Here is an 18,472-nt window from a genome sequence, read left to right on the forward strand (position 1 = left end):
TTGACGAATTTTTGTTTATATAATATAATAAGGGTGTAATCAAGGTTGAGCAACGAAAACGTTGCCGAACGAAACCGCGATTACATTAAATAGCTCATCATTTTCCCCCTTATCATATAGCGGTGCGGTCGATTGTAACAATCGGCCGTTTCGCATTTTATGCGGAGTTTTTTTAGGAGAACAGCCTAATGCTTGAAACAAGCGGACTTATGGTAACCGAAAACAACGACGGAACGGTTATTCTTGAAATTGTGGATTATAACGTTTCTGAGTTCGGCGGCTCCGACTATGAATTAAGATATGCCTTAAATTGCGATGAGGCGAAAAAACTGAGAAGGCTATTAAAACAAAAGCATAAAGGCACGCTCGAAAAAATGCTTGTTGCCGAGTTCGGTAAAGAATTTAATTTGCGCGAGTTTGAAAAAATGTGCGCGGAGAACGATATAAAATACAAGCGGACGAGTTGGAGGGGATAAAAACAAACACCAGCCTTTTGGTCGCAAAAGGCTTCGGCGAAAACGATAAAAGGGGCGGGACACTTTTCGATTGTGTCCCGCCCCTTTTAAAACCCCACCCCGCAACGAAAAAGGCTGCGCCTTTTATGGCTTTTTATAAGTTGTATTATTGCTATTCCTTTTTATATTCAACAATAATATAATTCTTTTTTGATAGCCGAAACAACTATTTATTTATGTGTTTTACGATTTGCAAAATAGTGTCAACTTCTTCGTAGTTTAAATCTTTACAAAGCTTAAGCAATTCCGAAAGATTAGCGGCAACGTGTTCGCCGGAAGTTTCGGAAAAAAACTGCGCCAAAGTAATATTAAACGCTTCGCATATTTTTGTTATATTAGTTAATGAGGGGCGCTTTTTATTGTGATACCACTCGTATATTGTTGCGGCTGATATATCCGCTTGTTGCGAAAGTTCGAATATAGACCATTTTCTTTTAGTAAGATAATAGTTTATTTTTTCTTTGTATAAACGATTGTCGATTTTATCGTTGTTTTTCGATTGAACTGCCATTCGTTTTCATTATACTCTTTTTCAAGTGTTTTCTTATATTATAATGGAAAAATCAAACAAAAACATGCGGGTGACGTAAACCTACGCCCTGTCATTGCGAGGAACGAACGCAGTGAGCGACGCGGCAATCTTTGTTGCGTTTTTCGCTTCACGTTGGGGATTGTTTCGCTGCGCTCGCAACGACAGTTTGTTAAGAAAATAATATATATCTAACCTTTTACTTGACACAATGTGTTGCGTATGATAAACTATAAAAAATTATGTAAAGACAGCGACGTCATAACTTTATTTGTTGTGGCGTCGTTATGTTTTAATTCGGGAGGCTTTAATATACATGAAAAAAACGGTTAAAAAACTTGTCGGCGTTTTTGCGCTCGCGCTCGTATTTTTGTGCTTTGGCGTTTTTGCACTCGCGTGCGGCGACAAAGGTAAAAAGGGCGAGGAGACGCGCACGCCCGCAACGATAACGTTCGTTGAGGGAATAGACGACGAAATTACGCAATTTACGCGAGCGGCGTTTGTGGGCGATTCGCTTTCCGAGCTTATAAAAGAAATCGAACCCAAAGCTATGGAGCAACTTGCGTTCGGCGGTTGGTTTAACGGCAATAGCGTTGTGGGCGGTTCCGACACCGTGCCGCAGGGCGGTTGCACGCTTAAAGCTAAGTATTACGCGTCGTATACGGCGAAAATTTACACGCAAAACGTTGACGGCGAATACGAGGGCAAAGACGAGCAGGGGCGCGGGTGGTACGGCGAGCCGTTTTCGTATGAGCAAGTGCCCGAGCATTTTTCTTTGTCGGAAAAACCTAACGGCAATTACGAGGAGAGCAAAACTCAAAGCGACAAATTAGGCAAAGGCGAAAGCTTTGTTGTGTATTTGGCGCGCGATAAACACACCGTTAAGTATACATATAATGCGCCCGAGCAATTGGGAGCGCAAAACCAAACGGTTAGCGAAACGTATTATTACGGTAAAGAAATAGAACTTAAAGCCGAGAGCGAACTCGGGCTTTCTTCGAATTTCCGTTTGGCAGGTTGGGCGAATACCGAAAGCGGCGCCGCAGAGTTTTTCGGCGGCGAAGCGTTTACCGTAACGCAAGATTCGGAGTTATACGGCAAATGGGATAATGCGATTTCCGACTTGCTCGGCGGCTCAGATTATATTTTCCGTTCGTCGCACGGCGAAGAGAGCAACGCGGTTTATTTGCGTCGCAACGGTTTACAAGACAAGCTCGGAACGTTAAGCGATACGAATGTGTTCGCATTTTCCGAAAGCGGCGAAGTTGTTCTCGACGGGAAAATCGTGGGAAATTCGTTCTATTATTATAAAGACACGCTTGAAAATACTTATAGTGCTTTCGACGGCACTGACTCCACAATGGAGCTTGCCGCGCACGGAGCGGCAACGTATACTCCGAGCGAAGGCGCCGCGTCGAACGGCTCTTACGAGTTGAACGTTCAAACGGGCGATTATACGTTCGTACCCGTCGGGGGGGGGAACTCGTTTTCGTTTATTCTTGTTGAGAAAAACGGTGTTTTAACTTTCCGCACAGCATCGGAGGAAGCGGGTTATTACGCTTATAAAACGGGCGAAGCTACTTTCGATTACGATTTGATTTATTTCGACGGTTTGGGAAAAGCTCAATACATATCCGAACCCGAAAAAGAGGGAGAACCTCTTGAAATAATAAACGGCGTATACGAATGCGAGGACGCCGCGACGCAAACGTATTCGCTTACGTTCAATAACGGCATTAACTCTCTTAAAAGTTTTATTCGTTTGTCCGAGCAGTCGGGCACGCTCGGCGACTACGCGCTTAAAGGCGTTTACACGGTAGGCGACGACTATGCGGGAACATACGGCGACAGTTGGAATTCGTTCACGTTAGACGGCTTCGGCGGTTATTCCGAATTGACTTATGCGGGCGGCAAAAAGACGGGAACTTACACAATAGAAAGTTTCGAATCGTGGCACGCGTTGAGCGGCAACACCATATACGAGGTTACCGAGCATTATGTTCGCGTTACAATGGACGGTAAAGACGATACTTTATTGTATTTTGCCGAAGACCTTAACGGCATGGAGGCTGTCGAAATAAACGCGCAGGCTTTCGGGCGGTTTGATTTTACCAATACTCTATTTGTGAATGGCGCCGTTTATAACGACGGCGTAAATTCCGACGCATTTATAACTGTTACGCGCACTTCGCAAGGCGGGCTGTACGGAACCGTGTGGGTTGGCGTATATAACGAAGAATATAAGGTTTGGGTGTATCAAATACTTGCCGAAGCGAACGTTAGTTTCAGTTTTTCGGGCAATTCGCTAAACGACGTGGGCAATTCCGTGAAAATCGATTTCACGCTCGATACCGAAAACAACACCGCCACACGCGTTGGCGATTCGCAAGTGTTTGCCGACGACGCAAACGGCAAATTAGAGCTCGGGCTCGACGGAAAGGCTGTGTTTACTCCTGCGGGCGGCACTGCGCAACAGGTGCAGTATTCGGTTGAGGAAGGGCTTGTTTACGTTTATACTTTCACAATGTCGGAAAACGTTACCCGCAGTTTCGTGTTGGAAAGCGGAAGTAACGGAAGCGTAAACGTTAAAGAGGTGTTGCCCTCAGACGTATACGACGTGGCTTACGCATCGGAAGAGCGCAAAAACGTTTACACCGCAAGAATTATTCGTTTAACCGAAGAAACGGCTGTGCTCGGCATTTTGCTCGACGACGGTTCGTATTATTATTGCTACGGCGGCACGTTTAAAGAAAGCCCCTCAGTGCAAGGCGAATACGGGTTTATTGCGAGCAATTCCGCTTTGCCCTCTACGGGTTATGACGACGTTTACGCCGAATACGGTTGGTTTTTATGCAAGTTCGGCGAAAAAGACGGTAAACAGGTGTTCTATCAATACGACGAAGCTTTCGACATTACTTGCGACGTCGGCAGGTTTGAAACCGACGGCTACGGAATAGCCGTATTTACTCCCGCTACGGGCGAAGTTATAACGGGCACCTATGTTTTTGAAGGCAATATAGTTTATTTGAGCGGCGAAAACGGCAAAGATTACGTTATTCGCGTTATAGACCTCGAACATTTCGAAATTGTTCCTGCGGTTGGAACCGCCTACGGTTTTTATTATTCGGTAGCCGAAGAGAATGCCTACGAAATTTTCCTCGACGGTATGGGCACAGTGCTGTTGTATAACGGAAATAACGTGAGGTGGGGCGTTTATGCGCCTACGAGCAACGCGCAATACGAGGAATACGAACTTACGTTCCCGAGCGCCGACGACGAAAACGGCGAACCCGTAGCGCCGCTTGCGTATAAGATTATTGTTGCGAGAATTCAAGATTTGGGCAACATATACGTTTTGCAAGACGTAACGAGAAAAGGCGAGTTCGAAGTTGTTGAAAACGGCAAAGTCGGTTCGCTATCGGGCGACGGTTATTTATCCGCCACCTATATGCGTTCTAACTGGGTGTCGCTAAACGGCGTTATGCAAATAGGAACGCTCGCCGACGGCGACTACGCCGAATCGCGGCAATTTTTACCCGACGTGAACGGAAAGAACATTTTATTTGCCGAAACGGACGACAGCGGAAACGTGCTCGGGCAATATGTGTTCGACATAGTAGACGGCAAAGCCGTGCTTCGCACTATGGCATACGGCGCTTACGGTTTGCGCAAAGACGGAAGTTTTAACAAATCTTATATTTACCTCGACGGTTTGGGGACCGCTGTGCTTTATAACGAAACGGGAGAGGAGAGCGAACGCGGAACTTACTCGGCGTTCCCCGAGCGCGGCGAAAACGCCTACCGTTTTACGGGAAGCGAGAGCAACTTTATATTCAATACATATATATTCGACGGGGATTACGCTTACACTGTGTATACCGCAGAAAACGACGGAGTATATGTGAACGGCGACTGGTCGGTTTTGCTCCTCGACGGATTTATGTCCGCCGCATATATAGACGCATACGGCGTTGTTGTGCGCGGCGAAATCGTTCCCGTGCAGAGCGGAATAGTTGCGCTCAAACCCGCCGACACAAGAGCCGAAATTATGTATTTTACGCTCGGCGAAAAAAGCTTTAAATATATAACCGACGGGTGGGTGATTGCCGACGGCACGCTATTGCTTTATACGGGCAGAATAGACAATTCTACAAGCAACATGAAAATTCCCGACGGTGTCACGAGAATTGCCGAAGGCGCGTTTAAACTTGCCGACACAGCGTATTTAACCAAGCTCGATTTGAATCAAGTGGAAATCGTTGAAAAAGACGTGTTTAAAGGTTCGGGGCTTACCGAAGTTATAGCGCTATGCTTGCGCGAAATAGGCGACGGCGCGTTCTACGGTTGTGAACTTTCTTCGGTTGTGTTGAAAGATATAGAGAAAATAGGGGCGAACGCGTTCACTCACGGCGTGGGTTCTTACACGCCCGTTACCGTGTTCGATATTTCTGCGGTGCCCAACTTTGCCGAAGTCGATATAAACGAAACGGCTTTTGCCGCGACTTCTTCGGGCAATATACGTATGCAGCTTTCGGTTGCAAACGTGGAAGCTTTCAATACTCTGCTCGCTTCGTCGCTTTCCGACGAGCTGAAAGGAGTTGTAGGCATTGCGAACAATAGCCGCGACACGCTCGACCGCGCAGTGTTCTTCGATTTTAAGACGGGCAACGTGTATTCGTTTGCAAGCGGCGTTGTGAGCAAAGACATAAACGACAACGGAACTTATCTTGTTGCAAGCACAACCGAATACGCCCGTTACTATATGAGCGCCGACAACGAAGCCACGCTATACGCTTATTCGCAGAGCGAAAACAAGTGGGTCGAGCTCGGCACTGTGCAAGCGGACGCTGACGGCATTGCGTTCGACGGCGGCGTTTTATTCAAAAACGGCGCATCGGTTGAGTTGACTGAAACGGCTTCGGGAAAAGTTTTCGAGTTTTATTTATCCGTTTATCGTTCTGCCGACTACGACGACGAAACGAAATGGGATATTACCGTACAAATTCGTTATGCTTCCTACGGTAGTGAAAGCGTTGGCGTGTCGTTTGATTTTGCCACAAACGAAATAACTTTCGAAGACGGAACGACCGACATAAAAATTACGTCAACTACCGAATGCGCGGCTACGGTGAAAGGCAGAATTATTGTGTTGGAAGGCGCTTGTGCGTCGGATAATTCAAAATATCAAATTAAATTTTTTGTTTCAACCGACGGCGCAACTTCTATAAACGAAATCAAAAAATATGAAGACGGATATTATTATAAGGCTACAATTAAATCGATTGCGGAGAATGCCGAAAATGAATTTACGGTGGCAATCGATTACTACGGGGAAGCCGAAACGCTTGTAATAACTTATTCGGAAGAGGGCGGCAACGCTTCGGTGACGGTAACCAAACAAGCTTAGTAAGAAATTATCAAAGCCGACGGAATAAATCCGTCGGCTTTTTGCGTTCAGAAAAGAGTTGAACGTTGTTTAGTCGGTTTACGGCGTCGGCGCGAACGCGGTAATTCTCCGCAAAGCCGCGTTAGTCAGTCTTTAATATAGGTAAGGCAAACAACCTCGCCGTTTCCTTCGCCCATAACGGTTATACCGTTCGATACGCAACGGTTGTCTTTGTTGAAAATACATTTTGCGTTGCAAGTTACGGCGGTGTCAACGCTGTAATTGGCGGGAATAAAATCGGCGGCGGCTTCGAAAAGCGAATTACGTTTCTTCTCGTCGGGCGAGTATGTTAGGCAGTCGGTGCGCGTGCTTACGTCTATGCTTTTGGCGCAGCAGCAATAGCCTTTGTTGAATCTGCAATCTTTAAGTCCGCATTTAATGTCTTTCATTTCGTTTTTATCTCCTTATGTGTGTTTTTTGATTTCGGCGGGCAACGCGGTTGTTCGGGTTGCTCTATCCGCAAAATTATTATTGCCCCAAACTCGCCGCCTATATTCGTATTGTCGAATTATCTTGACAAAAAGGCGTTAAATGATATACAATACAAGGGTGCCGAAAACCTTTTTGCTTAAACGACGAGGAGATATAAGCTTGGCTAAAAAAATCGTTTTCGTAATTGCGGGAGCGCTTGCGGCGGCGCTACTGTGCGCGTGCGTTTTTATGCCGAGTTTAAGCGTTCCGCTTCTGCCCGTTGTTTGCGCGCTTTTGGCGTATGCGGGCTTGCGCGCGGGCGCGTGGATTTTTCTGCCTTTCGCGACGGCGTATTGCGTTGCGGGATTCGCGGCGTTCGGCTTTTGCGAGTTTACCGTTGCGGGAGCCGTTTTGCTTTCGGCTCTTTGTGTGCCCGTGTTTTTTAAACGCAAGCTTTCGCCGCTTGTTCAAACCGCGCTTTGCGCGGGCGTGGGCGCTTTCGTTGTGTGCGCGGTGTTCGCCGTATTCGCAATAGCTATGCGAGTCAGCGTGAGCGACGTTATTCGCGGAGCCTACGAAAAGCTTTCGCGCGACCCCGTTGTGCGCTTGCTTTCCAAGCGGCATTACGCTACGCTTTCGCAAACCGAACTCGGGCACTCGCCGTATTCGCCCGCCGACCCGCTTTATTTGGCGGAAGCGATTTCGAGGTATGCCGAAAAAGTTTGGCGCGAGCTTGACGGAACCGTTTTGTGGTATTTGTCGGGCTTCGGCGCTTTTGCGGGCGGCGCGGGGGCTTTGGGCGGTTTCGCGCTTAGCGAACGGGTTTGCGGCGTAACGGGCGCTCCCGTGCGCGATTGGCGGCTTGGGCGAGTATATCTTCTTGCGGCGGTGTTGCCCGCGCTCGCGTTCGCTTTTTTGGCGTTCTACGAGCCTACGGTGCCTGTGGTAATCGCGGTTGTGAACTTGGCGGTTACGTTGCCCTCTTCGCTGTGCGGCATAACGCTGTTGTATCACACTCTTACGCGCCCCAAAGGAAAAGTTAAAATCGCAACTATTGCGCTGTTTTGGGTATTGCTTGCAGTTGCGGCGCTCTTTTACGAGTGGGGTATGCTCGCGCTCGGGTTTATAGGGCTTGCCGACTGCGTTGCGGATTTTCGCAAGCTGCTTGATTGGGCGCTCGAATAAAAGTAAGTTCGTATCGAACGCGCTTTTATTAAAAATATTTTATTATAGGAGGTCATGGTTATAATCATGAAAGTAATACTTAAAGCGGACGTAAAAGGGCAGGGCAAGAAAGGCGAAATTATAAACGTGTCGGACGGATACGCTCGCAATTTTCTTTTTAAAAACAATTTAGCGCAAGAAGCTACTGCGGCGAGCGTGAATAGCGCGCGTATTTCGGCGGAAGCGGCGGAGCACCGCAAAGCTGTGGAAAAGGCGGCGGCGCAAGAGCTCAAAAAGAAGCTCGACAGCGAAAGCGTGAGCGTTAAAATAAAAGTCGGCGAGTCGGGCAAGCTTTTCGGCGCGCTCAACACTCAGCAAATATCCGACGCGCTCGCGGCTAAGGGCATAGAAGTGGATAAGAAAAAAATAGTTATATCCGAGCCGATAAAAGCGCTCGGGCGTTACACCGTTACGGTTAAATGCTACGCCGAAATTTCGGCTAAACTCACGGTGTCGGTAGAGGCATTATAATAAGTTTATAGTTGCTGTGTTACTCACGTTGTTTTGCAATGACATATAAGTTGCAATGTCATTGCGAGGAGGGCGAAGCCCGACGCGGCAACCTTGCATACAATAAAAAACAAACCTTTAAGGAGAAACAATAGAAAACGATGGCAAAGAACGAACAAAGCAAACTGAACAAGAATTTGGCGCAAATGCTCAAAGGCGGAGTTATTATGGACGTTACCACTCCCGCCGAAGCCGAAATAGCGCAGGAAGCGGGCGCTGTGGCGGTTATGGCGTTAGAGCGCGTTCCCGCCGACATTCGCCGCGACGGCGGCGTTGCTCGCATGAGCGACCCCGCCATGATTAAAGGCATTCAAAAAGCGGTTACGATTCCCGTTATGGCAAAAGCGAGAATAGGGCACATAGTGGAAGCCCGCGTGCTCGAAGCGCTCGGAATAGATTATATCGACGAATCGGAAGTGCTCACTCCCGCCGACGACGCGTATCATATAGATAAGCACGCGTTTTCGGTGCCGTTCGTGTGCGGCGCGCGCAACTTGGGCGAGGCTCTTAGAAGAATAGGCGAGGGCGCGTCTATGATTCGCACCAAAGGCGAGGCGGGCACCGGCAACGTTGTGGAGGCTGTGCGCCACATGCGCCAAATGATGAGCGAAATCCGTTTGCTTAGCAACAAGCCTTCCGAAGAACTCATGAGCTACGCCAAAGAGATAGGCGCGCCTTACGAGCTTGTTAAATTCGTTGCCGAAAACAAAAAACTGCCTGTTGTGAATTTTGCGGCGGGCGGCGTTGCCACTCCTGCCGACGCGGCTTTAATGATGACGCTCGGCGCCGAAGGCGTGTTCGTAGGCTCGGGAATATTCAAGTCGAGCGACCCGAAAAAAACCGCTCGCGCCATAGTGCTTGCAACGGCTCACTACAACGAACCCAAGCTCATTGCCGAAGTGAGCGAAAGCTTGGGAACGCCGATGCGCGGCATAGAGCTTTCCACTTTGAGCGACGAAGAGCGCCTTGCTAAGCGCGGTTGGTAAAAACTCGGCAAAACGGTTATATGGAAAAGAAGAAAACTGCGCCTACCGTAGGAATACTCGCGTTGCAAGGCTCTGTTATAGAGCACGAGAGTATGCTCCGAAAAATAGGCGTGAACACTCTTAGGGTGTTAAAGCCCGAGCACCTCGAACAAATAGACGGCATAATTCTTCCGGGCGGCGAGAGCACCACTCTCGGAAAGCTCTTAAAGCTGTTTTCGATTGCAGAGCCGCTCAAAGCGAAAATAGAGAACGGCTTGCCCGTTTTCGGAACTTGCGCGGGGCTTATTCTGCTTGCGAAGGAAATAGAGGGCGAAGAGCCTCATTTGGGCGTTATGGACATTCGAGTGCGGCGCAATGCCTACGGCAGGCAAATCGACAGCTTTATAGCGCATGAAGTTATAGAAGAATTTTCGCCGTTGCCGCTCGAACTTGTGTTCGTTCGCGCTCCCGCGATAGAAAAAACATTCGGAAAGGCGAAAGTATTAAAAGAGCTGAACGGGCGCATAATTGCGGCTCGGCAGGAAAACATGCTCGTAACGAGTTTTCATCCCGAGCTCACCGACGACGAAACAGTGCACCGTTATTTTTTGAATATGTTTGAGTAGGCGGAGATTGCCACGCTCGTTTCACTCGCTCGCAATTACAATCGCACTTTGTCGTTAAAAAAGGAAAAACATGGAACACGGATTTTTGAGAGTGGGAGTAGCCAACCCCGAAATAAGGGTGGCGGAGCCCGAATACAACGCGAAAGCCGTTATAGCGGCGGTGCTCGAAGCTCAAAAAGAGGGCGTCGACGTTTTGGCGTTTCCCGAACTTTGCCTTACGGGCTACACATGCGGCGATTTGTTCTTTCAGAAAACGCTGATTAGCGGCGCCGAAAAAGCGCTCGAAAAAATTTTAAAGAGCACTGAAAACGCCGACATGCTTATTTGCGTAGGGTTGCCCGTAAGCCATGAGAATAAGCTTTATAACGTTTGCGCGGTGCTGAACAAGGGGAATATTTTGGGGCTTGTGCCCAAAACTCATTATCCCGAATACGGCGAGTTCAACGAGTTGCGCTATTTTACCCGTGCGGAAAAACCGCAAGTTGTGACGCTTGCGAGCAGACTTTGCGCTATGGCGCAAGCGGTTTTTAAGGCGAACGGCGAAATTACGGTTGGCGTTGAAATTTGCGAAGACTTATGGGCTCCGTGCCCTCCGTCGTCCGACTGCGCCGCGCTTGTAACGGTGAACATATCGGCAAGCAGCGAAACGGTGGGAAAGGCGGAAAAGCGCAGAACGCTTGTTTCGAGTCAGTCGCTCAGAACGTGCTCGGCGTATGCGTATGCCGACGCGGGACGCGGCGAGAGCACAACCGACCTCGTGTTTTCGGGGCACGGAATTATTGCCGAGAAAGGAAAAATACTTGCCGAAAATAAACCTTTCGGGAATAAACTTTTAACTTTTGCCGACGTTGATATTGATTTTTTGATTCACGAACGTAAAAAGAACAACACGGTTTCGCCGAACGTTGCGGAACGTGCGACAGCGGAATTTGTTTTGGTTGAGCGCGACGGAAAAATAGCGCGCAACGTGTCGCGTTTGCCGTTTGTGCCGCAAGAGGAAAACGGAGCGCGCGCCGAACTTATACTAACGATGCAGGCGGAGGGGCTCCGCAAAAGAATAGAAGCGTCGGGCGCGAAAAAACTTGTGCTCGGAGTGTCGGGCGGGCTCGATTCGGCGCTTGCTTTGCTCGTTTGTTTGCGGGCGTTGAAACTTTCTAAAATGCCGCCGAAAAGCTTGCTCGCTTTGTCTATGCCCGGATTCGGAACAACCGAAGAAACCGCGCAAAACGCTTTAATTCTTGCAAAAGAGAGCAAAGCGGAGCACAGATGCATAAATATATGCGAGAGCGTTAAAAAACATTTAAACGACATAGGGCACGACCTTAACTTGCGCGACATTGCCTACGAGAACGCGCAGGCAAGAATGAGAACGCTTATTTTGATGGATATAGCAAACGCCGAGAACGGGCTCGCAATAGGCACGGGCGACCTTTCGGAAGCGGCGCTCGGTTGGTGCACCTATAACGGCGACCACATGTCTATGTACGGCGTGAACTCGTCTGTTCCCAAAACGCTCGTAAAATATTTGGTGCGATACGAGGCTAAGAGAATAGGCGGCGCAACCGAAAAAGCGTTGCTCGGTATTCTCGGCACCGAAATAAGCCCCGAATTGTTGCCCGCCGAAAACGGCAAAATATCGCAAAAAACGGAAGACATTATAGGTTCGTTCGAACTCAACGACTTTTTCTTGTTTTACGCGGTGCGGTGCGGTTGCACTCCGCAAAAAACGCTTTTATACGCGGCGGCGGCGTTCGGCGGCGAGCCCGGAGAATACGCCGCGTCGCTCGCAAGATTTTACAAACGTTTCTTTGCTTCGCAGTTTAAGCGTTCTTGCAGCCCCGACGGCGCGAAAATAGGTTTTTCGCTCTCTCCGCGCGGCGATTGGAGGATGCCGAGCGACGCGAGCGTAAATTTGTGGCTTGACGAATGCGGACTTAAAAACGTTTAAACGGAAAGGAGGGCGCCGACACGTTCGGGAGAAAAAACAAACTCAAAGACGTTGAAAAAAACGTTGTGGCTCTGTGCTTGGGCGGCGGCGGAGCGCGCGGCTTTGCCCACATAGGCGCAATTAAAGCGTTCGAGGAAGCGGGCGTAAAGTTCGATATGGTGGTGGGCACGAGCGCGGGCGCGCTTGTGGGCGCGCTGTATGCGGCGGGCATAAAAAGCGAAACGATGGTTCGCTACGCCGAGTCGCTCTCGTTCAGGGATTTGCACAACGGAATTTTCATTACGCCCAACGACCCCATGAAAATCGGAAAAGTAATCACCGATTTGATAGGGGTGAAAGATATTTCTTCGTTCCCCACAAAATTCGCGGCGGTGGCTGTGGATTTGATAGAGTCGGAACAGGCTATTCTCGACAAAGGGAACGCGAGCATTGCCGTTTCGGCGTCGTGCGCCGTGCCCGTGCTTTATAAGCCCGTAGTGTTCGGCGGCAAGCATCTTGTTGACGGCGGGCTTTTAAACAACATTCCCGCCGACGTTTGCCGAATGCTCGGCGCGACTAAGGTGGTTACGGTAGACGTTAACCCCACGCGCGGCGGCGGCACGAACGGAGTGGGACTTATCGACGTGCTCAAAGCCACTTTCCACATTATGGCGGCTAATTCGTCGGTGGCGGGGCTAAGGCACAGCGACGCGGTAATATCGCCCGACACGAGCGAATATTCGTCGGTGAGTAAGTCGGGTTGGAAAGAAATGCTCGACATAGGCTACGAGGCTACGCGCCAAAGTCTGTTCGTGGGCAGGCTGAGGAGCATTGTGGGAAAATAGTTTTTGCGGCGTTTAGAAATTGTCATTCCGCAAGGAGGGTAAAAAATATGTCAAGTGAAAGCAGAAAAAGAGGAAGAATAGTTCGGGCGGTAATTGCGCTGATTTTGATTGCGGGATTGCTTTTGAGCTTGATTTGGACTGATAAAATCAATCGCAAGCTCGGGCTTGTGCCCGCAGCCGATTCCGCTCAAAACGAACAACAAACGCCCGACACGGGAACGGTTACCGAACTCGGCGACGATTTGAACGTTCATTTTGTGGACGTGCGGCAAGGCGACGCGTGCATTATAGAATTTCCCGACGACAAAAAGATGCTAATCGACGCGGGGGAAAACAACAAAACCGACAAGACGGCGCTTTTAAACTACATAGAGGAAAACATTAAGGACGCGGAAGGAAACAACATAAAGTATTTCGACTATGTTGTGCTCACTCATCCCGACAGCGACCATTGCGGCGGAATGTTCGACGTTTTAAAAGAATACCCCGCTAAAACTTTTTACCGCCCCAACGTGTATTATAACGATATAGACAAAGACGGCAATTCCAAAATAGGATTTGATGACCCCGAGACTGAAATCAAAGAGCTCGGAAGCAAAAATATTAAAGACACTCAAACCTACGGGCGCGCATTGCAAGCCGCCTACGAGGGAAATATTGAGGGAACTCCCACCGAAGTAATAGTTACCGATGCGACCGACGAGGAAACGAGCGTAATCGAGCCCGACCTCGAAAAAGACGCCGCCGAATATTATTCGTTTACTTTCTATGCACCCATTGGCTCGAAGTCATATTCCGATTGGAACGACTATTCGCCCATAATGATTTTAGAATATCACGAAAAACGGTTTATGCTTTCGGGCGACGCCGAGAAAAACGCGGAAGCGGACTTTGTTGCCGAAGCAATGAAAGGCGATGGCAAATACGCAATTTTCGACGACGAATTCTCGGTTGACGTGTTCAAACTCGGGCATCACGGAAGCAGAACTTCTTCGAGCGAGGCTTTTATAAACGTTATGACAACGCCCGAAAGTTGCGCGAGCGTTCAGGCTATTATATCTTGCGGCGCCGACAACGAATACGGGCACCCGCATGCGGAAGTGCTCGAACGGCTGAAAAAGCTCGGATTTAAAGACGAAAACATTTTGCGCACCGACACGCTCGAAGAAGGAGTAGGGGCAATAGCCATGTCGGTTCGCGGCACGAAAGCCGACGACGGAAGCGTTTCGTATTCTCTCTATGTGGGCGAAGAAGCCATTCGCAACCGTCCGAAAGAAAAGGTTACGGTGAACATTTGGCTCACTTGGTTCGAAATAGTTATAATAGGTTGCGTGGTTGTTATTATCGTGCTTCTTGTTCTGCCCGAAATAAGAGCGTGGTTTAAAAAGCTGCGCGGCAAAAGATGAGCGAGAAAGAGCAAAATGCGGAAATAGCGCAAAAGCCGAAAAAAATAGGGCGCGACAGGTTTAATCTGCTTGATTCGCCCGTTTTCGGCGTGGCTGTGGTTATACTGTTCGCTCTCGGCATTGTGCTTTTGCCGGGAGAAAAACTCGGCGCTCTAATGCTCGGCAAAAAAGGAACGGACGCCGCGAGTTTGGGTAACGCGATTTTTCGCGCGTTGGGATTTGTTGTTCTCGGGTTGCTCGCGCTCGATTTGGGATTCGGCATTTTCGGTTTTAAGGGAAGAGGAAAAGGTTTTTTGCTCTCGTTGCCGTTCGTTGCGGTTGCGGTGAACAACGCTCCGCTCGTGGGGCTTGCGAGCGGCGCGGTTAGCGTGAACGCGAGCGCAATAAGTTATTTTCTATTTGCGCTGTACTGCGTTTTTGTTGGGCTGTTCGAAGAAATCGTTTTTCGCGGGATTGTGTTTCCGCTAATTCTCAGAAAAATGGGAAAAACGCGCAAAGGGATTTTTTGGTCGGTTATAATATCGTCGGCGCTTTTCGGGGCAATTCATGTTGTGAACTTTTTTTCGTCGTCGCCCGGCGCGGTTGTTCTCCAAATAGGATACAGCTTTTTAATAGGCGCAATGTGCGCTATGGTTATGCTTCTTTGCCGCAACGTGTTTGCTTGCGCTGCGCTTCACGCGGGGTTCAATTTTGCGGGGCTAATTGCCGACGAACTCGGCACAGGGCAGGTGTGGAACGCCGTCAACATAACTCTTACTGCGGCGGTGGGAGCGCTCGCCATTCTTTACGGCGTGTTCGTTATGGTTAAAATAGTACGTCCCGACGAAAAACTTAAACTGCTTTATAACGCGAAAAAGGATTGAAAAAAAACGGAGTTGCTCGACTCCGTTTTTTAGTATTTTTTTGTTTGCGTGTTTGTCAGTTTTTCACGAGGGAATAGGTGGGGCGGAACAGCGGGCTTTCGCCGTTTTTCCAACTGCCCGATAAGTTGAAGAACTCCGGTCCCACTAATTCGGGTTCGTCTATGGGGGCGAAGTGGTGCGGTCCCATTAGGTTGCGAAGCGAGGTCGAGGCGGTTATGCGCACCGTGTTCTTTCCTTCGTGAATCATGTCGGAAACGTCGGTTGCGGTGTCGAACAGCAAAGTTTTGGTTTTTCCGTTTATTTCTATTTCGGCGGTTTGCCATCTGCCGCCGAGTTCGAGCACCGCTTCTTTTTCGAATTCGAGCTCTTTTTCCAAAGTGATTTCTCCCGCGAACGTTGCGTAGCCATCGGAAACAAGCGAAGTTACTTCGGCTTTTGGATTATCGAGCACAAAGCCGTCGCAAATCAACGTTTTGTCGGTTTGCCCGTTTTGAGGATTTACGGGATACACTCCGAAGCTTCCCGCAAGATAAACGCTTTCGAGCGACGTGTTATAAACCATGCAGTTGCGCAAGCTTTCGGTTACTCCCTCGCCGAACAGCGCAAAATATACGTTTTCGTCTTGGAAGTAGTTAAGAGTTATAACGATTTCGTTTTTGCCCGCCTTAACGGCTTTTGAAACCTCGAATTTTTTAACCATAGGTTCGTGTTTAAGCGCGCCGCACGAGAACACTTCCACGCCGTTGATTTCCACTTTTTCGGTATTCATATCTTCGGCGTATAGCGTAATGTCTTTGGGCGATATACGGCTTTCGAATTCGTATTTGAGACGCAGTTTGCCTTTATACCGTTTTTCGAGCAACAGCGCGAATATTTTAATTAAAGACATGTTTTCGCCGAAGTCTTCGCCTTCGAGTGCGTAGCGCGCGCTGTCTATTATCGCGGTGTTGGGACTTGATTTTATAACTTTGCCGCTTAAAAGAGTTTTAACGAGCGGCTTCGCGTTTTCCGTTTCGGGTTTGTCGGCGCATAAGAAAAGCAAAGCGCTTTGCCCTGCCCGCAGCGTGCGCGAAAGCGGAAGCGGACGCGAAACTTCGAGGGTTTCGGGATTTAGTATGCGAACGCTTTTCGCGTTTGCGGCGTTTATTGCGAATTTTTGCTCTTCGTTAGCGGGGTTTACCGCGAAAATAAAGTCGCCTTCTTCGCAGCGGCGCATGCTCGTGCGAATTGCGGCGTTATTCACAGAATAAGGTTGAGCCGCTTTTATTTGTTCGAGCGTGCAGTTGGATTTTAAATTTACCGAGCTTTTTTTGCCTTCAATCATGCAAGGCGATTTGCCGAGTAGCAAAAGCTTTCCGCCGTCTTGCACGAATTTTTCCACGAGCGAAAGAGTGGAAGCCGCAATCGAATTCATCGAGGGGATTATAAGATATTCGTAGGCGCATTTTCCGCAAATAAGTTTGCCGTTTTTCACGCTTCCCATAGAGGCGAGCAGCGTTTCGTCGGCAAAGTGGTGGCAAATATGTTCGCTTGCAAGCTTTTCGGTTTCGTCGAAAAACGTTTTGTCGAGTTCGGCTATTCCGTAGCCCGCTTCTATATCGCGCCTAAAATAACAGTAGGCGTTCTTTATGGGGTGAAGCACGCATGTGTTCACAACCTCTTCGCTGTTGCCGATTAGTGCGCCGATACGGGTGTAGCAATCGTTGAATTCGCGGAAATGTTTGTTAATCCATGCGTTGAGCGGGGTGTAGTGCTGAGGATAGTCGCGTTTTCTTTGCCCGTATTCGCTCGACGGCAGAAGGTGGTGGCAAACAACGTTCACGCCGCCCAAAAACTGCCAATCGAGTATTCTTTTCAGTTCGCGCGGCGAAACGTCCCACCCGCAACAACCGAAAGACTCTGTAAGAACGCGGTTTCTTCCCGTTTGCGCAGCCACGCTTCCAACCTGTTTTGCCGAAAGTTCGCCCACAGTGCTTCTTCCGAGCCAGTCTATTCCGGGAATATGCTCGTAGGCATAAAAAGGCATTGTGCCGCCGCAAGCCATCATTTGGTTGCCGAGCGAGGTTTCCTCAACGTAGTGCCCCGTGAGAATCATATTGTTTTCTTCGCAGAAGTCGTAAATCTTTTTGGCGAAGTTTTTGAGCATGAGCGCTTGCATGCCGTTCCAATATTTATACCGAAATTCTTCGTAGCCGTCTTTTTCGGCGAACAAAAGCCCGAGCCCGTCCAAAACGTCCTCGCCGTATTCCTTTTTAAAATAGTCGGCAATCATAGGAGTGTAGGCGGTTGCCCAACGGAAATATTGAGGCTCGTCGGTGAAAAAGCCTTTGAGTTTTTTAGAGAAGTCGGCTCCGTAGCGCGCCTTATATTTCCTGTGCGTTAAATCGAGAAATTTTTCAACCACTTCGGGATTGAGAATGTCGGCTGTGGAAACCGAAATCTTACGGTAAACGTTTAAATATCTTGCGCCTTTTTCGGGCTTATGCGCCCGTTCGAGTTTGGCGCCGTCTATTTTGTAGCTCGCAAACGCGTCGGGGTTAAAGTCGCCCGTGTCGCAGTAAAGCGACTGGTCGCGGTTGTTTTCGTCGTCGAGAAGTTTTCCGCCCGCAAATCCGCTCGGCCAACCGTTTTCGTCGTACATATACGCGTCCATGCCGAGCCGAGCCGCTTTATCGCAACAGGCGTCGCAACACTTCATCCATTCTTCGCCGAGATATTCGGTTATAAGTCCGCCTCGCGCGTGCATAAAAAATCCGCCTATTCCGCAAGAGTGCATCCACTCTATTTGTTCGAGGAGTCGTTTTTCGTCGAGACGGTCGTTCCAACTCCAAAACGGCAGGGGGCGGAAGGGACGCAACGTTTCGGGCGAAGAAAGTTTGTTTATAAGCTTTTCAATATTCATACGGTTTTCAAGTTCCTTTTAATGTGCGTTAAAACAATTTTAACATGCGCGGCGCTTTTTCGCAAGCGCGCGAAGCATTTTTCTTAAAAATGTTCAACTATTTCCCGAAAAAAGGAAAAAGTGTAAAACTAATTTTCCCGTTATTGTAAAATATCGTTTAACGCACACAAAACGATAATAAAATCCTAACTATTTGCAGAGGCAAACGGTTGACTTTTAGCTAAATTCGGAGTATACTAATTAAAACGCTACACTCTAATGGTGGCGCTTGTTTGCAACCGCGAAAGGTATCAGAACCGACAA

13 protein-coding genes are annotated in these 18,472 nt (G+C 48.7%); 10 read left to right on the forward strand and 3 right to left on the reverse strand.

Annotated features, from left to right (window positions below; genetic code table 11):
* Nucleotides 1–188 precede the first annotated feature (188 nt).
* Nucleotides 189–476: a hypothetical protein gene (locus NFR62_RS07940; RefSeq protein WP_251617162.1), complete on the forward strand. Its 288-nt coding sequence runs from the start codon at nucleotides 189–191 to the stop codon at nucleotides 474–476.
* A 205-nt stretch (nucleotides 477–681) separates the two neighbouring features.
* On the opposite strand, the gene NFR62_RS07945 is transcribed toward NFR62_RS07940, so the two are convergent.
* The gene (locus tag NFR62_RS07945) at nucleotides 682–1,026 is read right to left on the reverse strand and encodes a helix-turn-helix domain-containing protein (RefSeq protein ID WP_251617165.1); all 345 of its coding nucleotides are present in this window, start codon (nucleotides 1,024–1,026) and stop codon (nucleotides 682–684) included.
* 334 nt (nucleotides 1,027–1,360) lie between these two features.
* Between NFR62_RS07945 and NFR62_RS07950 the strand changes: the two genes are divergently transcribed.
* Nucleotides 1,361–6,451: a leucine-rich repeat protein gene (locus tag NFR62_RS07950; protein WP_251617166.1), complete on the forward strand. Its 5,091-nt coding sequence runs from the start codon at nucleotides 1,361–1,363 to the stop codon at nucleotides 6,449–6,451.
* Between the two features lie 125 nt (nucleotides 6,452–6,576).
* Here the strand turns inward: NFR62_RS07950 and NFR62_RS07955 are convergent, their stop codons facing one another.
* Complete coding sequence (locus NFR62_RS07955; protein ID WP_251617169.1) at nucleotides 6,577–6,879, reverse strand: DUF1540 domain-containing protein; 303 nt, start codon at nucleotides 6,877–6,879, stop codon at nucleotides 6,577–6,579.
* A 202-nt stretch (nucleotides 6,880–7,081) separates the two neighbouring features.
* Here NFR62_RS07955 and NFR62_RS07960 point away from each other — a divergent pair, with 202 nt between their 5' ends.
* From NFR62_RS07960 to NFR62_RS07995, 8 genes are all read left to right on the forward strand, one after another.
* Entirely contained in the window at nucleotides 7,082–8,086 is a 1,005-nt protein-coding gene (locus NFR62_RS07960; RefSeq protein ID WP_251617170.1) for a hypothetical protein, read from the forward strand.
* A 66-nt stretch (nucleotides 8,087–8,152) separates the two neighbouring features.
* Nucleotides 8,153–8,596, forward strand: coding sequence for a 50S ribosomal protein L9 (gene rplI, locus NFR62_RS07965; protein ID WP_251617171.1), 444 nt, complete (start codon nucleotides 8,153–8,155; stop codon nucleotides 8,594–8,596).
* Between the two features lie 140 nt (nucleotides 8,597–8,736).
* On the forward strand, nucleotides 8,737–9,621 hold the full coding sequence (gene pdxS, locus NFR62_RS07970) for a pyridoxal 5'-phosphate synthase lyase subunit PdxS (RefSeq protein ID WP_251617173.1): 885 nt from the start codon (nucleotides 8,737–8,739) through the stop codon (nucleotides 9,619–9,621).
* Between the two features lie 20 nt (nucleotides 9,622–9,641).
* Nucleotides 9,642–10,226, forward strand: coding sequence for a pyridoxal 5'-phosphate synthase glutaminase subunit PdxT (gene pdxT, locus NFR62_RS07975; protein WP_251617175.1), 585 nt, complete (start codon nucleotides 9,642–9,644; stop codon nucleotides 10,224–10,226).
* Nucleotides 10,227–10,296: 70 nt separating this feature from the next.
* Complete coding sequence (locus tag NFR62_RS07980) at nucleotides 10,297–12,174, forward strand: NAD(+) synthase (protein ID WP_251617177.1); 1,878 nt, start codon at nucleotides 10,297–10,299, stop codon at nucleotides 12,172–12,174.
* Nucleotides 12,175–12,239: 65 nt separating this feature from the next.
* Nucleotides 12,240–12,998, forward strand: coding sequence for a patatin-like phospholipase family protein (locus NFR62_RS07985; RefSeq protein ID WP_251617180.1), 759 nt, complete (start codon nucleotides 12,240–12,242; stop codon nucleotides 12,996–12,998).
* A 47-nt stretch (nucleotides 12,999–13,045) separates the two neighbouring features.
* Nucleotides 13,046–14,404 carry a ComEC/Rec2 family competence protein gene (locus tag NFR62_RS07990; protein WP_251617183.1) on the forward strand — a complete coding sequence of 453 codons (1,359 nt, stop codon included), beginning with the start codon at nucleotides 13,046–13,048 and terminating at the stop codon, nucleotides 14,402–14,404.
* Nucleotides 14,401–15,267 carry a CPBP family intramembrane glutamic endopeptidase gene (locus tag NFR62_RS07995; protein WP_251617185.1) on the forward strand — a complete coding sequence of 289 codons (867 nt, stop codon included), beginning with the start codon at nucleotides 14,401–14,403 and terminating at the stop codon, nucleotides 15,265–15,267. The genes NFR62_RS07990 and NFR62_RS07995 overlap by 4 nt, the downstream gene beginning before the upstream one ends.
* Nucleotides 15,268–15,322: 55 nt before the next feature.
* On the opposite strand, the gene NFR62_RS08000 is transcribed toward NFR62_RS07995, so the two are convergent.
* Nucleotides 15,323–18,169, reverse strand: a complete 2,847-nt coding sequence (locus NFR62_RS08000; RefSeq protein WP_251617187.1) for a glycosyl hydrolase — start codon at nucleotides 18,167–18,169, stop codon at nucleotides 15,323–15,325.
* Nucleotides 18,170–18,472: the final 303 nt, after the last annotated feature.

It is taken from the genome of Pumilibacter muris, from assembly GCF_943193045.1.
In the GTDB taxonomy this organism is placed as follows: domain Bacteria; phylum Bacillota; class Clostridia; order Christensenellales; family Pumilibacteraceae; genus Pumilibacter; species Pumilibacter muris.

Excerpts from the sequence above, each read along its gene's own strand:
- pdxT (WP_251617175.1), top strand. The coding sequence starts at position 9,642 with ATGGAAAAGAAGAAAACTGCGCCTACCGTAGGAATACTCGCGTTGCAA.
- NFR62_RS07955 (WP_251617169.1), bottom strand. The coding sequence starts at position 6,879 with ATGAAAGACATTAAATGCGGACTTAAAGATTGCAGATTCAACAAAGGC.
- rplI (WP_251617171.1), top strand. The coding sequence starts at position 8,153 with ATGAAAGTAATACTTAAAGCGGACGTAAAAGGGCAGGGCAAGAAAGGC.
- NFR62_RS07940 (WP_251617162.1), top strand. The coding sequence starts at position 189 with ATGCTTGAAACAAGCGGACTTATGGTAACCGAAAACAACGACGGAACG.
- NFR62_RS07980 (WP_251617177.1), top strand. The coding sequence starts at position 10,297 with ATGGAACACGGATTTTTGAGAGTGGGAGTAGCCAACCCCGAAATAAGG.
- NFR62_RS07990 (WP_251617183.1), top strand. The coding sequence starts at position 13,046 with ATGTCAAGTGAAAGCAGAAAAAGAGGAAGAATAGTTCGGGCGGTAATT.
- NFR62_RS07950 (WP_251617166.1), top strand. The coding sequence starts at position 1,361 with ATGAAAAAAACGGTTAAAAAACTTGTCGGCGTTTTTGCGCTCGCGCTC.
- NFR62_RS07945 (WP_251617165.1), bottom strand. The coding sequence starts at position 1,026 with ATGGCAGTTCAATCGAAAAACAACGATAAAATCGACAATCGTTTATAC.
- pdxS (WP_251617173.1), top strand. The coding sequence starts at position 8,737 with ATGGCAAAGAACGAACAAAGCAAACTGAACAAGAATTTGGCGCAAATG.
- NFR62_RS07995 (WP_251617185.1), top strand. The coding sequence starts at position 14,401 with ATGAGCGAGAAAGAGCAAAATGCGGAAATAGCGCAAAAGCCGAAAAAA.
- NFR62_RS08000 (WP_251617187.1), bottom strand. The coding sequence starts at position 18,169 with ATGAATATTGAAAAGCTTATAAACAAACTTTCTTCGCCCGAAACGTTG.